Consider the following 13,236-nt stretch of genomic DNA (forward strand, 5'->3'; position numbering starts at 1 on the left):
ATGACGCTGGTCGTCGTCAGCGCAGACTGGCGACGAGAAGCCGGACACTGTCGCAGGACTGGACGAGTCGGGCGCCCTGTTCGTCTCGGTCGGCGGCGGCGACCCAGCGAGAAGCGTCGACGAGCGCACCGTTGAGCAGTACCGCCAGTGCTGACGGCGACACCGACGAGGAGAGCAGCCCCACGCTCCGGCACCGGTCGATCAGCGCGGCGATCGAGGCGATGCAGACCGCCGTGGCGGCCGCCGAGTCCTGCGGCAGCACCGAGGGCGCGTCCTGGAACAGGATCTGCTGCACGTCGGTTCGCTGAGTGAGCTCGATGTAGGCCACGCTGCGGTGGGCCAGCTCATCGAGCGGATCGGCGGCGCGTTGGCCGATCTCCTCGAGCTGGGCATCGATCTCGGCATCGACGGCCGCCACCACAGCGGCGAACAAGCCGGTCTTGCCGCCGAAGTGGTGATACAGCGCCCCGCGCGTCAGACCCGCCGAGGCGGTCAGCTCGTCCATCGAGGTCGCGGCGTATCCGACGGTGCCGAAGTGTTCCCGCGCAGCATCCAGTAGCAGTCGGCGGGTCTCGTCGAGCATCTGCGCGCGCGATCGCCTGGTCATGACACCACCATAATTGACATACGCGGCGTATGCCAATTACGTTTCATTTGCATACGCACCGTATGTGAATGAATGCATGTGTGCCGCACCGACAGTGAGGACCTGCCATGTTCCACCGTTACCGAACCCTGTTCGCCAGACCCGGCACAGCGCCCATGATTTTTGCCGGAGTGCTGGCGCGCATGCCGCTGTCGATGGTGGGGGTCGGCGTGATCGCGACGATCGCCCAGACCCACGGCAGCTACACCCTCGCCGGTGCGGTCGCCGCCGTCTACGCGCTCGCCGCGGCGGTGGCCACTCCGCAGGTCGCGCGTCTGATCGACCGGTATGGGCAAGGTCGGGTGGTCCTGCCGGTGGCCCTGTCGAGCGCCGCCGCGATCACTGCCCTGGTAGTGACCTCTGTTGTCGGTGGACCGGATCTCCTACTGTTCGTGTTCGCGCTCCTCGCCGGGATAACCCCGAGCGCCCCGGCCCTGGTGCGGTCCCGGTGGAGTCATCTCCTCGACGACGCGCAGGACGTGCACACCGCGTACTCGTGGGAGACCGTCCTCGACGAAGTGTCGTTCATCCTGGGTCCGCCGGTGGCGATCGGGCTCAGCGTGGCGATCTTCCCGCAGGCGGGTCTGCTGGCCGCGGCGATATCGCTGCTCGCCGGGACCATCTGGTTGACCCGGCAGCGGACCACCGAACCCCCGGTCGCCACCTCGGATCCCGGCGACCGCGGCTCGTCCGCGTTGCGCGTGCTGACGCATCCGACGGTCGCCGCGGTCGTGGCCGTCATGACCGCGATGGGCGTGATCATCGGCACCGTCGACGTGGTGTCGGTGGCGTTCGCCGAACATCAGGGCGACACCGCGCTGGCAAGCGTGGTCCTGTCGGTCTACGCGGCGGGGTCGTGCCTGTCCGGGTTCGTCTTCGGCGCCCGGACCCTCACCTGGCCACTGGGTCGGCTGTTGCGGATCGGCTTGGTCGCCACCGGTCTGACCACCGTGCCGCTGCTGTTCGTCTCCTCGATCGCCGGCCTGTCCGTCGCGGTGTTCTTCGCCGGCGCGTTCTTCGCGCCCACCATGATCATGGCGGCTCAACTCATCGAACGGAACACGCCCGCGGCCTCGCTCACCGAGGCGTTGACCTGGTCCACCGCGGGTCTCGGGCTCGGCACCGCGATCGGGCCCGCCGTCGCCGGACCGATCATCGACACCTATGGCGCCGACAACGGCTTCTCGGTCGCGGTCACCGCGGGTGTGGTTCTGCTGCTGCTCGCCGCCGCGACCCGCCGTGCGCTCAGCCAACATTCGCCCGCGCCGATCCCGGAAAATCCATACACCCCCGCACGCCGGGTGCACAAGGTCGACCGCGCCCCCGAAGTGGTCAACGTAGGTCGAGGTCAGTGACGGTTTCGGGGCCGAGGGCGATGCGGGCGTGCCAGGTCGGCGGCTCCCACGGGTCCGGCTTCCCGCCCTGATAGTGGGCCTCGAGGTCGATGTAGCGGGCACCGTTCACCTCGGCGGCGACGAACCGGTAGTCGTACCAGGTGAGGGTCGATCCGGTCGGCACGTGAAGTTCGGTGCTGTCGCTGGTGCCGCTCGCGTCCTCGATATCCGCTCTGCGCTCGAGGTCGCGGATCAGAATCGGTACCGCGGCATAGAGTTCCAGGCTGGTGGCGGCGGTGAATCGGTCGGCCGGGTACGGGCCGTTCCAGGTTGCCGGATCGGCGAGCATCACGTCCTGAATCGGTTCGACGACAACGCGATTCGCCGGTGAAGCCGATTCCGCTGTGCTGCAACCGGATTGACCGCGCAGCAGCGCGTTCGGTGTCACGAAGACCGAGGTGGGTTGCCCGGTCCCCGGTGCCGCACCGGTCGACCAGTGGGGGCGGGTGTCCTCGTCTTGCCGGGACAGCAGCTCGATAACGGTGGCCACTTCGTGGCCGTCGATCGTCGCGCACAGCACCCGCCCGTAGCCGCCGACACCCAAGGGGCGCTGCGTCAGTGGCGTAGGGAACGGCCAACCGGTCGGGGCGGGCAGTGGTTCGCCGTCCTCCGGTGCCGCGGGCTGGAATGTGAGGTCGATGGCGGTCGGCGTGTACGGCGCACGCCGCTGCTCGGTGAGCTGTTCGTCGTCGGGCAAGGCGCGTAGGCGATCGAGCACGTCGGCCAACCTGCGCACCTCACCGTTGCCGGATCGCGACCCGGTCTCGGTGTCCAGGCCATAGACCGACACGCCGACCGGCCCATCGAAGTTCGCGTACACCGACGTGGTCGGCTGGTCCGTCGGCGGCGAGAACTCCTCGTAATGGACGTCGTTGAACGACAGGTCGTCGAACCACGTACGAACCTGTTCGATACCTTCCCCGGTGAGCCGCGCCCAGTAGACACCGAACAGGCTCTGCTCGGCGCCGTCGTCGACATCGGTGAAAACCGTACCGTCACGGCGCAATTCGAAGAACGGTACGCGCCGACTTCCCACTTGCCGGACATCCAGGAACCCCGGCGACTCGCCGACGGACACCAGCACATCCGCATCTCGCGCGGCAGGTGGGTCGCTCTCGCCACGGCCGAACAGCGTGCACGCGCACAGCAACGACATCGCGCTGAACATCGCACCGAGAACAACGGACCGCCGGGCCATATCCGAGCCTAACGCAGCCGTCGTAGCGATATCGCCGCCCGGGCTCGTAGGCTGGCGCTATGGCACACGACTCCGATCAGCCCGTGGACATCAAGCCGCGCTCGCGCGATGTCACCGACGGACTCGAGAAAACTGCCGCTCGCGGCATGCTTCGCGCGGTGGGGATGGGTGACGAGGACTGGGTCAAGCCGCAGATCGGCGTGGCCTCCAGCTGGAACGAGATCACCCCGTGCAATCTCTCGCTCGACCGGCTGGCCAAGGCGGTCAAACGCGGCGTCCACGCCGGCGGTGGCTACCCACTCGAGTTCGGCACGATCTCGGTGTCGGACGGGATCTCGATGGGGCACGAGGGGATGCACTTCTCGCTGGTCAGCCGCGAGATCATCGCCGATTCGGTCGAGACCGTGATGATGGCGGAACGCCTCGACGGTTCGGTACTGCTCGCAGGCTGCGACAAGAGCCTGCCGGGCATGCTGATGGCCGCCGCGCGCCTCGATCTGGCGAGCGTCTTCCTCTACGCGGGCTCGACCTTGCCGGGCAATATCGACGGCAAGGACGTCACCATCATCGACGCTTTCGAGGCCGTCGGCGCCTGTATCAAGGGCCTGATCACCCCGGCGGAGGTCGATCGCATCGAGCGGGCGATCTGCCCGGGTGAAGGCGCGTGTGGCGGCATGTACACGGCCAACACCATGGCCTCGGCCGCCGAGGCTCTCGGCATGAGCCTGCCGGGATCGGCTGCCCCGCCTGCCCCGGATCGTCGCCGCGACGACTACGCCGAGAAGTCCGGCGAGGCTGTCGTCGGGCTGCTGCGCAAGGGGATCACGGCCCGCGACATCATGACGATGGAGGCGTTCGAGAACGCCATCACCGTCGTCATGGCGCTCGGCGGGTCGACCAACGCCGTACTGCATCTGCTGGCCATCGCGCGCGAGGCCGGTGTCGGCCTCACCCTCGCCGACTTCAACCGGGTCGGTGACAAAGTGCCGCACCTGGGCGATCTCAAACCGTTCGGCCGCTACGTGATGAACGATGTCGACAAGGTCGGCGGCATCCCGGTCGTGATGAAAGCCCTGTTGGACGCGGGTCTCATGCACGGCGACGTCATGACCGTCACCGGCGCGACCATGGCCGAGAACCTCGCCCATATCGAACTCGGCCTCGACGGTGATGTCATCCGGCGCCTCGATCGGCCGATCCACCGCACGGGCGGACTCACCATCCTGCACGGCTCGCTCGCACCCGAAGGCGCCGTGGTGAAGAGCGCCGGTTTCGACTCCGACGTCTTCCGCGGCACGGCGCGGGTGTTCGACGGGGAACGGGCGGCGATGAACGCACTCGAGGACGGCACGATCGTGGCGGGCGATGTGGTCGTCATCCGCAACGAGGGCCCCAAGGGCGGCCCCGGCATGCGCGAGATGCTCGCCATCACCGGCGCGATCAAGGGCGCAGGTCTCGGCAAGGATGTCCTGCTGCTCACCGACGGCCGATTCTCCGGCGGCACAACAGGTTTGTGTGTCGGGCATGTCGCGCCCGAAGCCGTGGACGGCGGGCCGATCGCCTTCGTCCGCGACGGCGATCCGATCGTGCTCGACGTCGCCAATCGCGTCCTCGACGTCGAGATCGACGAGAACGAACTCGCCGCGCGCAAGGTCGGCTGGGAGCCGCTGCCACCCCGGTACACCTCGGGCGTGCTGTCGAAGTACCGCAAGCTCGTCAGCTCGGCTGCGCACGGCGCCGTCACCGGCTGACCCGCTCGGCCAGGGCGATCGCGTCCGCGGGCACGGTCTCGGTGCGCGGCCCCGTCCACCAGCCTGGGCAAGACTGCTGCTGTCGATATCTCCCGCGACCGCGCGATGATCGCGGCCGCGCGAAAGCCGCGTCGGTTACCGCAATGTGGCGTCCGAGCAGAGAGGATGAACGGGCTGCGACACGCGAGCAGGCGTGCTGATGCGGAGGAGGACCCAGTCATGGAGCTCACGGCCGGTCACCGCGACCAACGGGTGTTGTTCTGTGTCGTCGCGGGAATGTCGCTCGCGTTCGTCCTGTTCGGGTTCCTTGCCGACCCGCCGGGGCAGGTACTGCGCGGCGTCGGTGACATCGTGTTCGCACGCGATCTGGTGATCACCGATTTCGTCGGTGTCGGTGGGCTCGGTGGGGCGTTCGTCCAAGCCGGACTGGTGTCCTTGGTGGCGTGTGCGATCTATCGGGTGACAGGTGCGCCGGTGGACGGGCCCGCGGTGGCGTGCCTGCTGCTGGTGCTCGGCACCGCGCTGTACGGCAAGACCCTGGTCAATATCTGGCCGATTCTGGCGGGTGTCGCCCTGTACGCCTGGGTTCGCGGTGATCGATTGGCCGACCACGTCTCCACCGCGTTCTTCGCCACAGCGCTGTCACCGATCTTCTCGGTGCTGGCTTTCGGCACGTCGCTGCCCACCTGGGCCGGACTCGTCCTCGGCGTGGCGACCTCGGTCCTGATCGGGTTCGTGATGCCGCCGGTCGCGCGCAGGCTCTTCGAGGCGCATGCCGGATTCACCCTCTACAACATGGGTTTCGTGGCCGGAGTGGTCGGCGCGGTGATCGTCTCGGTCTACCGTGCGTTCGGACTCGGGCCGCAACCGGAGATGGTGTGGACTTCCGGCCACGACACGCCGTTGCTGATCCTGCTTGCCGTCCTCCTGGTCGGCGTGCTCGCCGCCGCGTTCGTCGGTGACCGCACACCATGGCGCAACCTCGGTCGACTCCTGCGCAGCGACGGGCGGGCACCGTCGGACTTCCTCGCGAGCGACGGAGCGGGCGCGGTGCTGCTCAATATGGCCGTGATCGGCACGCTGGCAACGGCGTACGTCCTGGTCATCGGCGCGCCGCTCAACGGGCCCGTCGTGGCGGGAATTCTCAGCGTGGTCGGGTTCGGCGCGTGCGGAAAACACGCGCTCAACATCGTTCCGATCGTCGCCGGTGTCGCCTTGGCCGGACTGCTCAAGCCGTTCGAGCTGACCGATCCGGGGCTGATCTGGGCAGCGCTATACGGCACCTGTCTGGCGCCGATCGCCGGGCGGTTCGGCCCGCACTGGGGTGTGATCGCGGGCTTCTTCCACGCCTCGACCGCCCAGGTCACCGGTGCGCTGGTGGCAGGACTCAACCTCTACGGCAACGGGTTCGCCGCCGGCTTCGTCGCGGCCGTGGTTGCCCCGGTCGCGGCGTTCCTCGCGCACCCGCGGCGGGCCGCCGACACACCCGACACACCCGTCCCCGCGGCCTGAGGTCAGACCCGCCACGCCTGCCACAGCGAATTCATCTCGTCCTCGATCGTGTGCGCCGTCGCGCCGAGCACGCGGGCCAGCGCACCGGGTCCGGCGAGCGAGGTCGCGCGCGGCCCCGGCAGTACGGCGGGTCGACGCCCGAGCACGGCGACGGTTCCGACCACGCGCAGCCCGCCCAGCATGCCGGGCAAGTCGCGCGCTGCCGGGTCGGTGAGATCGAGTTCCTCGACGAGCAACGGCATTCCGGCGTGCGTGACGTGCTGACGAGAACGCAACGCACCACCGGTTTCGCCACTGCGACCGAGCACCAGCAGTTCCGACAGCACCGCGCACCCGCCTTCGGCGAGCGTGATGTCGACCTCGCGAGTGAGGTCGGCTCCCGTGGCGATGACGAGCGGAGCGGCGAGCCAACTCAGGGTCGCGCCCTCGGCCACCGTGGCGCGCGCAGACCAACTCGCTTGCCCACCGCGCGCGTTGTACGCGACGGTGCCGGAGGGTTCGACGAGGTCGAGATGGACACCGGGACCGACGGTGATGTCGAGTTCGAGCCGGTCGCCCGCCACGAGCATGCCGCAACGCCCGACCAGCGCGACCCGCGCGTGCCGTCCGTGCGTGTCCAGCAGGCGCGGAACGAGGTAGTCACCGGCGTCCAGCGCGACCGCGGCGACACCGGAACCACGGGGCTGCACCGAGATTCGTGTCGGGCGAGAGGCTACGCCGGTGACCGGTTCAGTGCACGTGGACGTGATTGTGGTCATGGTCGTGCTGGTCGGCGTGGATGTGCGGCGCCATCGGGCCAGGGTCCCCTGGAACCAAGGTGCCCGCACGGTAGGCGCTCAGCACGCCGAGCACCCAGTCGACGAGGACGTCGATGCTGGCCGGAACCCGTTGGCTCACCGCGATCACCGGCAGTCCACCACGGACGGCGGCGGCGTCACGCACCATCTGATCGGGATCGACCTCCACATGCGGCCCGAGATCGGTCTTGTTGATCACCAGCAGATCCGCGCGTTCGATCCCCGGCCCGCCTTTGCGGGCGACGTCTCCCCCGCCCGCGACATCGATACAGAACACCTGTGCGTCGACCAGGGCCGGGCTGAACGTGGCGGTGAGGTTGTCGCCGCCACTTTCGACCAGCACGAGATCCAAAGGCGCGAACTGCTTTTCGAGATCCTCGACCGCCAGCAGGTTGGGGGTCACGTCGTCGCGGATCGCAGTGTGCGGGCAGGCGCCGGTCTCCACCGCGACGATCCGTTCGACCGGCAGCACGCCCGCGGCACGCAGCAGTCGCGCGTCCTCGTCGGTGTAGATGTCGTTGGTGACCACTGCCATCTGCAAGTCGGCGGCCAGCCGTCGGCACAGGGTCGCGATCAGCGTGCTCTTGCCGGTTCCGACGGGCCCGGCCACCCCCAGACGCAGCGGCCGCATCGGTTGATCGGTCGTCTCAGGCATGGAAGATCCTCCTTTGTCGATGCGAATGTTCCAGCGACCACTGCTCGACCAGCGGTGCCGTGAGTACGGGCAGATCAGCCGTCCCCGTGACGGTGACGGCGAGCGCGCCGACGCGTTCGACGGCCTCACCCAGGTCGAGCACCCACCGGACCGGCTCGATCGGGTCGATGGGGATCAGCTTGGGCGCGGCGCACGCGGCGGTCTGCAGGTCGTCGTAGAGCGCGGTCCGCGCGGTCTGGATGTCGTCGAGTCCCGCGACCGCCGCGACGACGCCGAGGGCGACCGGTCGGCACGGTGCCGCCATCGCCGCCAGTGCGCCGATCGGCGGTGCGTCCGGCCACAGCCGCAGGGCGAGCCGCGAGAGACCACGGCCCAGTTGCGCCGATGCCGCCCGCAGTGCGGCGCTGGATGTCCGCGCGTCGTAGGCCGCCTGCAGCTGAGCCAGGTCGACGGTGATCTCGCCGACCGCGGCGCGCCGCGCGAGAACCGCGGTCGCCGCCTCGACCCGGCCCACGGTGTGCAGCCGGGCCCGCAGGTAGCGCGGGATCTCGGCCGGTGCGAGTCCGGCGCGCAACGCCGGTTCGAGCCCGGCGGAATGCGCGTGACCGCCGGTGGGCAGCCGCCCGTCGGCCAGCAGCAAGCCGGCCACACCGGTCAAAACAGCAGGTAGCGTTGGGCGAGCGGCAGTTCGATCGCGGGTTGCGGCTGCACCGGTGCGCCGTCGATCGAGACCACGAAGGTTTCCGCGTCGACCTCGATCCGGGGCAGCGTGTTGTTGCGCGGCAGGTCCTTCTTCCCGATCTCGCGGGTGGGACGGACCGCCGCCAACCTGCGCGTCAGACCGAGACGCTGAGCGAGGCCGGTGTCAAGGGCGATCGGCGCCACCCACGTCGTCGACAGGTGCGCGGCGGCCGCGCCGTGCGCGGCCAGCCCGGGACGCATCAGCACCGGTTGCGGCGTGGTGATCGACGCGCTCGGGTCACCGAGCGGCCCGGCGACGACGGCGCCCGCCTTGATGACCGCCTCGGGCCGGATCCCGAAGAACGCGGGCTTCCACAACACGAGATCGGCGATCTTGCCCGTCTCCACCGAGCCGACCTCGTGATCGACACCGTGCGCCACCGCCGGGCAGATCGTGTACTTGGCGACATAGCGGCGAGCGCGCTCGTTGTCGGCGGGCAGCGCCGAATCACCGCGGCCGAACCGGGTTTTCATCACGTGCGCGGTCTGCCAGGTGCGGCAGATCATCTCGCCGATCCGGCCCATCGCCTGGCCGTCGCTGGACATGATCGAGATGGCGCCGATGTCGTGCAGGACGTCCTCGGCGGCCATGGTGGTCGCGCGGATGCGTGATTCGGCGAACGCCAGATCCTCGGGCACTTTCGGATTGAGCGCGTGGCAGACGATCAGCATGTCCAGGTGCTCGTCGACGGTGTTGACCGTGTATGGCATCGTCGGATTCGTCGACGCGGGAAGCACATTCGGTTGACCGGCGAGCACCATGATGTCGGGTGCGTGACCGCCGCCCGCGCCTTCGGAATGGAACGCGTGGATGCCGCGGCCCCCGATCGCGTCGATCGTCTCCTGGACGTAGCCGGTTTCGTTGAGGCTGTCGCTGTGCAGGGCGACCTGCAGACCGAACTCGTCGGCCGCGCGCAGGGCGGCATCGATCACCGGCGGTGCGGCACCCCAGTCCTCGTGGATCTTGTATCCACCCGCTCCCGCCAGTGCGTCCTCGCGCAACGCTTGCCGGCCGGCGGTGCTGCCCTTGCCGAAAAGCAGGATATTGACCGGCAATTCGTCCAGCGCGCGGTGGATCATCGTCAACGCCCACGCCCCCGGAGTCACCGAGGTCGCCTTCGTGCCTTTCGTCGGGCCCGCGCCGCCGCCGATCATGGTGGTCGTGCCTGCCGCGATGCCCTCGCGCACCTCGATCTCGGAGAGGAAATGCACGTGGGTGTCCACTGCGCCCGCGGTCAGGATGTAGCCTTCCCCGGCGATGACATCGGTACTCGGCCCGATCTCCATCCCGGGATCTATACCGTCCATGATCTCGCTGTTGCCCGCCCGGCCGACCCCGGCGATGCGCCCGTCACGGATTCCGACGTCCGCTTTGACGATCCCCCAGTGGTCGAGCACGATCACGTTGGTCACCACCACATCGAGCGCGCCCTGCTCCCGGCTGACCCGCCCCTGCCCCATACCGTCGCGAATCGTCTTGCCGCCGCCGAAGACGACCGCGTCGTGACGGTTGGTGCGGTCCTGCTCGACCTCGATCCACACATCGGTGTCACCGAGCCGGATCTGATCGCCCGTGGTCGGCCCGAACAGCTGGGCGGATCGGTCCCGTGAGATCGCGTTCACCGCGCGTCCTTTCGGCCGAAGCTGCCACCGAACTGCCTGCACGTCACGGTGCGGCTCACGCCGGGTTCGAAACGGACAGAGGTGCCGGCCTGGATATCGAGGTGGTAGCCGGTGGTCACGGCACGGTCGAACGACAGCGCCGCATTCGCTTCCGGCAGATGGAGATGCGAACCGATCTGGATCGGTCGATCGCCCGTGTTCACCATCACCACACTGACCCGGGCCCGGCTGTTTTCATCCGGCAGCTTGTCGTCGCCGAATCGGTACTCGCCCGGAATCATTGGATCGGCTCGGTGATCGTGACGAGTTTGCGGCCGTCGGGAAAAGTCGCCTCGACCTGCACGTCACCGACCATTTCCGGAATGCCGTCCATGACATCGCCTCTGGTCAGCACCTGGCGCCCCGCGCTCATCACCTCCGCCACCGACCTGCCCTCACGAGCACGTTCGATCGCCCAGCACGACAGCAACGCCACCGTCTCGGGATAGTTGAGCTTCACGCCACGCTCGTGCCGATCGCGCGCGACCATACCGGCGACGCTGAGCAGCAGCTTTTCGGTATCCGAAGGATTCAATCGCATATCGAGCTGTTCCGATCTCTGGAGACCAACACCCACAACCTGCGTTCGGGCACTCTATCAACCGATGTCGGCTCCGCCGCCGACCTGAGCAGCGCGGCGGCCGGAACCGCGCCGGCCATCACCGCCCGCCGAGGCGCCCCACGCCGAACACGGCAGCCATCGCCGCGCCGCACGGCCACCTCGGTTCGGCGCTGAATCGGCTCCGCGGCCAACTACTCGACGAACACGAAGGCGGCGACCACGCGGAACTGGTAGAACCGGATCACACCCGAGGTGCGGATGAGGAGACGTCATGGCTACCGACCAGAGCTTGCTGCACCGTTTCGTCATCTCCCAGTTCGGGGCCGCCGGGCTGGATCGTGCGCAACTGATCCGCGACACCGGAGTCCCGGATTGGTCGATGACCGGCCACGATGTGCATCTGCCGAGTTCGACGTTCTCCCGGCTATGGGAGGTCGGCGAGCATCGCCTCGGCCCCGATGTCGCCCTGCAGGTCGCCCGGCGCTACGAGCTGTCCAGCCTCGGTCTCTACGACTACCTGTTCGCGTCCGCGCCCACGCTGGGCGCCGGGCTGGCCACCTGTGGTCCCTACATCACCGCGGTCACCACCAATCACCGGTTCGACCTGGTCGCCGAGACCGAGGGCGAATCCACCCTCTACCTCGAGATGCTCGATGGCGAAGGCCGGGGAAGAGACCACACCCAACTGTGGGGATTATCGGCGGTGCTGAGCCGCGCGCGCCGAGCCGTCGACCATCCGTTGAACCCGGTGCGCGTCTCGCTGCGCCAAGCCGCTCCCGCGCGCCTCGATGGTTTCCGCGCCGTATTCGGTTCCGCCACACTGGAATTCGACGCACCCACCGATTCGATGACCTTCCGCTCCGCGGATCTGGAGCTGCCCCTGACCACCGCGGATCCCGTACTCGCCGCGGTCTTACAGCCGCTGGCCGCCGCGCTGGCACCCCCGCCGACCCTCGCCTCGGCCTGGCCCGAGCGGGTGGCCGCCGCAGTGGACGAGGCCATCGAGGCCGGGGTCGCCTCGCTCGACAGCGTCGCCCGGATCCTCAACATCAGCCCTCGAACCCTGCAGCGGCGGCTGGCCGAATCGGGCACGACTTGGCGGGCCGAACTGGATCGCGCCCGCAGCGCCCGGTTGTCGCGAGCGGTGTCCGCGGGGTCGGTCAGCGGCACCAGGCAAGCCGAACTACTCGGTTACTCCGACGCGGGCTCGTTGCGTCGCGCGGCCCGGCGCTGGTCGGCGGGTACCCATCCGTTGGGGACCGTTACGTCCTGAGGTAGGTCGAGGCGATCTGCCAGAACATGTCCCGTTCCAACAAGCGGAAGTCCCACCCGTCGACGAGATCGCGGAACGCGGCGACGATTCCGGCTACGTCGAAATCGTCCCGGGTCGCGGTGCCCTTCGATTCCAACGCGGTAATCACGTAGACGGTGGCGCTCTCCCTCGTAACCGGCACCGCGCTCTCCCCTCGTTCACACTCCGACATTACGAACGTAAGTCTCGAATGACGTCGGTGCCACGACAAGAACAGAACGCGCCAACCTCGCGCCGAACACGCCAATCGGGCTACGCTAAGAGAGAGCACTGATCTCGCAATGGTCGGTGCAGCTGAGGAGCGTCATGTCCGTCCCCGAGTCCACATCACCACAACGCCGCCGAGTCCGCAGGGGAGCCTTGGCATTCGCGTGCGCCGGCATCCTGTTCGTGATCTACGAAGCCGCCGCCCCGCGTGTCGGCGACCAAACCTCGCTCGAAGCCGCCCGGTCGTGGACAACGTCCGGCTGGTCGGTGGCGCATATCGCCGCGATCATCGGACTCATCCTCATCCCGCTCGGATACGGCGCGCTGCGCGGCTATCTCGACGGCACCTCCACCGAGAACACGGCCGCTGTCGCCGCGACGATCGGCTACATCGGTTCAGCGCTGACGATCTCGTACTACGGCGCCGAGGTCTATGGCCTCACAGCGATCGGGCAGCGGGCCGTTGCCGACGGGGATGCGACACTGGCCGAGGTCGGCAACGCTTTCCGGAACGATTCGACCGCGATAGCCGTCTTCGTGATCGGGCTCGCGCTGGTCGCGGCGACCGCGGTGCTCGCCGCTGTGGCGGTGTGGCGCTCGGGCACTCTCCACCGCTGGAGCGGCGTCCCACTGGCGGCACTGCTGGTCACCATGTTGCCCCAGTACTTCCTACCGCACGCAGGCCGGATCGCCTGGGGCGCACTGGTTGCGGTGGCGGCGTTGTGGCTGGCATCCGAAATGTGGAGGAGCACGCCGGTCGACCTCGAGAATGCCGGATCATCGGCCACGACATAGGGAC

14 protein-coding genes are annotated in these 13,236 nt (G+C 68.4%); 5 read left to right on the plus strand and 9 right to left on the minus strand.

All coding sequences use genetic code 11. The features are described from left to right. Positions 1 to 16: 16 nt before the first annotated feature. Positions 17 to 607 (minus strand): TetR/AcrR family transcriptional regulator, encoded by a 591-nt coding sequence (locus tag ACQHI0_RS11970; protein WP_427908009.1) that lies wholly within the window; start codon positions 605 to 607, stop codon positions 17 to 19. Positions 608 to 714: 107 nt separating this feature from the next. On the opposite strand from ACQHI0_RS11970, the gene ACQHI0_RS11975 reads away from it, so the two are divergent. Further along, positions 715 to 2,001 (plus strand): MFS transporter, encoded by a 1,287-nt coding sequence (locus ACQHI0_RS11975; protein WP_427908010.1) that lies wholly within the window; start codon positions 715 to 717, stop codon positions 1,999 to 2,001. Here ACQHI0_RS11975 and ACQHI0_RS11980 read toward each other — a convergent pair. After that, complete coding sequence (locus tag ACQHI0_RS11980; protein WP_427908011.1) at positions 1,979 to 3,238, minus strand: hypothetical protein; 1,260 nt, start codon at positions 3,236 to 3,238, stop codon at positions 1,979 to 1,981. The genes ACQHI0_RS11975 and ACQHI0_RS11980 overlap by 23 nt on opposite strands. Positions 3,239 to 3,297: 59 nt before the next feature. On the opposite strand from ACQHI0_RS11980, the gene ilvD reads away from it, so the two are divergent. Together ilvD and ACQHI0_RS11990 are read left to right on the plus strand one after the other, a co-directional pair. Further along, a complete protein-coding gene (ilvD, locus tag ACQHI0_RS11985) occupies positions 3,298 to 4,989 on the plus strand; it encodes a dihydroxy-acid dehydratase (protein ID WP_427908012.1) in 1,692 nt (563 codons plus the stop codon). Between the two features lie 219 nt (positions 4,990 to 5,208). After that, positions 5,209 to 6,501 carry a DUF1576 domain-containing protein gene (locus ACQHI0_RS11990; protein WP_427908013.1) on the plus strand — a complete coding sequence of 431 codons (1,293 nt, stop codon included), beginning with the start codon at positions 5,209 to 5,211 and terminating at the stop codon, positions 6,499 to 6,501. A gap of 2 nt (positions 6,502 to 6,503) precedes the next feature. On the opposite strand, the gene ACQHI0_RS11995 is transcribed toward ACQHI0_RS11990, so the two are convergent. The 6 genes from ACQHI0_RS11995 to ACQHI0_RS12020 are packed head-to-tail and all read right to left on the minus strand — an operon-like array spanning position 6,504 to position 10,897. After that, positions 6,504 to 7,190: an urease accessory protein UreD gene (locus tag ACQHI0_RS11995; protein WP_427908014.1), complete on the minus strand. Its 687-nt coding sequence runs from the start codon at positions 7,188 to 7,190 to the stop codon at positions 6,504 to 6,506. Positions 7,191 to 7,230: 40 nt separating this feature from the next. After that, positions 7,231 to 7,953 carry an urease accessory protein UreG gene (gene ureG / locus ACQHI0_RS12000; protein ID WP_427908015.1) on the minus strand — a complete coding sequence of 241 codons (723 nt, stop codon included), beginning with the start codon at positions 7,951 to 7,953 and terminating at the stop codon, positions 7,231 to 7,233. Further along, positions 7,946 to 8,602 (minus strand): urease accessory protein UreF, encoded by a 657-nt coding sequence (locus ACQHI0_RS12005; RefSeq protein WP_427909143.1) that lies wholly within the window; start codon positions 8,600 to 8,602, stop codon positions 7,946 to 7,948. The genes ureG and ACQHI0_RS12005 overlap by 8 nt, the downstream gene beginning before the upstream one ends. 5 nt (positions 8,603 to 8,607) lie before the next feature. Continuing rightward, a complete protein-coding gene (locus tag ACQHI0_RS12010; RefSeq protein WP_427908016.1) occupies positions 8,608 to 10,317 on the minus strand; it encodes an urease subunit alpha in 1,710 nt (569 codons plus the stop codon). Further along, the gene (ureB, locus tag ACQHI0_RS12015) at positions 10,314 to 10,598 is read right to left on the minus strand and encodes an urease subunit beta (protein ID WP_427908017.1); all 285 of its coding nucleotides are present in this window, start codon (positions 10,596 to 10,598) and stop codon (positions 10,314 to 10,316) included. Before ureB ends, ACQHI0_RS12010 begins: the two co-directional genes overlap by 4 nt. Beyond that, positions 10,595 to 10,897 carry an urease subunit gamma gene (locus ACQHI0_RS12020; RefSeq protein ID WP_427908018.1) on the minus strand — a complete coding sequence of 101 codons (303 nt, stop codon included), beginning with the start codon at positions 10,895 to 10,897 and terminating at the stop codon, positions 10,595 to 10,597. Before ACQHI0_RS12020 ends, ureB begins: the two co-directional genes overlap by 4 nt. A gap of 292 nt (positions 10,898 to 11,189) precedes the next feature. On the opposite strand from ACQHI0_RS12020, the gene ACQHI0_RS12025 reads away from it, so the two are divergent. Next, positions 11,190 to 12,191 (plus strand): AraC family transcriptional regulator ligand-binding domain-containing protein, encoded by a 1,002-nt coding sequence (locus tag ACQHI0_RS12025; RefSeq protein WP_427908019.1) that lies wholly within the window; start codon positions 11,190 to 11,192, stop codon positions 12,189 to 12,191. Here ACQHI0_RS12025 and ACQHI0_RS12030 read toward each other — a convergent pair. After that, entirely contained in the window at positions 12,181 to 12,372 is a 192-nt protein-coding gene (locus ACQHI0_RS12030) for a hypothetical protein (RefSeq protein WP_427908020.1), read from the minus strand. The two genes, ACQHI0_RS12025 and ACQHI0_RS12030, sit on opposite strands and share 11 nt — an antisense overlap. A 164-nt stretch (positions 12,373 to 12,536) precedes the next feature. Between ACQHI0_RS12030 and ACQHI0_RS12035 the strand changes: the two genes are divergently transcribed. Further along, the gene (locus tag ACQHI0_RS12035) at positions 12,537 to 13,232 is read left to right on the plus strand and encodes a hypothetical protein (protein WP_427908021.1); all 696 of its coding nucleotides are present in this window, start codon (positions 12,537 to 12,539) and stop codon (positions 13,230 to 13,232) included. Positions 13,233 to 13,236 lie beyond the last annotated feature (4 nt).

The organism is Nocardia sp. FBN12 (assembly GCF_050320175.1).
Lineage (GTDB): Bacteria > Actinomycetota > Actinomycetes > Mycobacteriales > Mycobacteriaceae > Nocardia.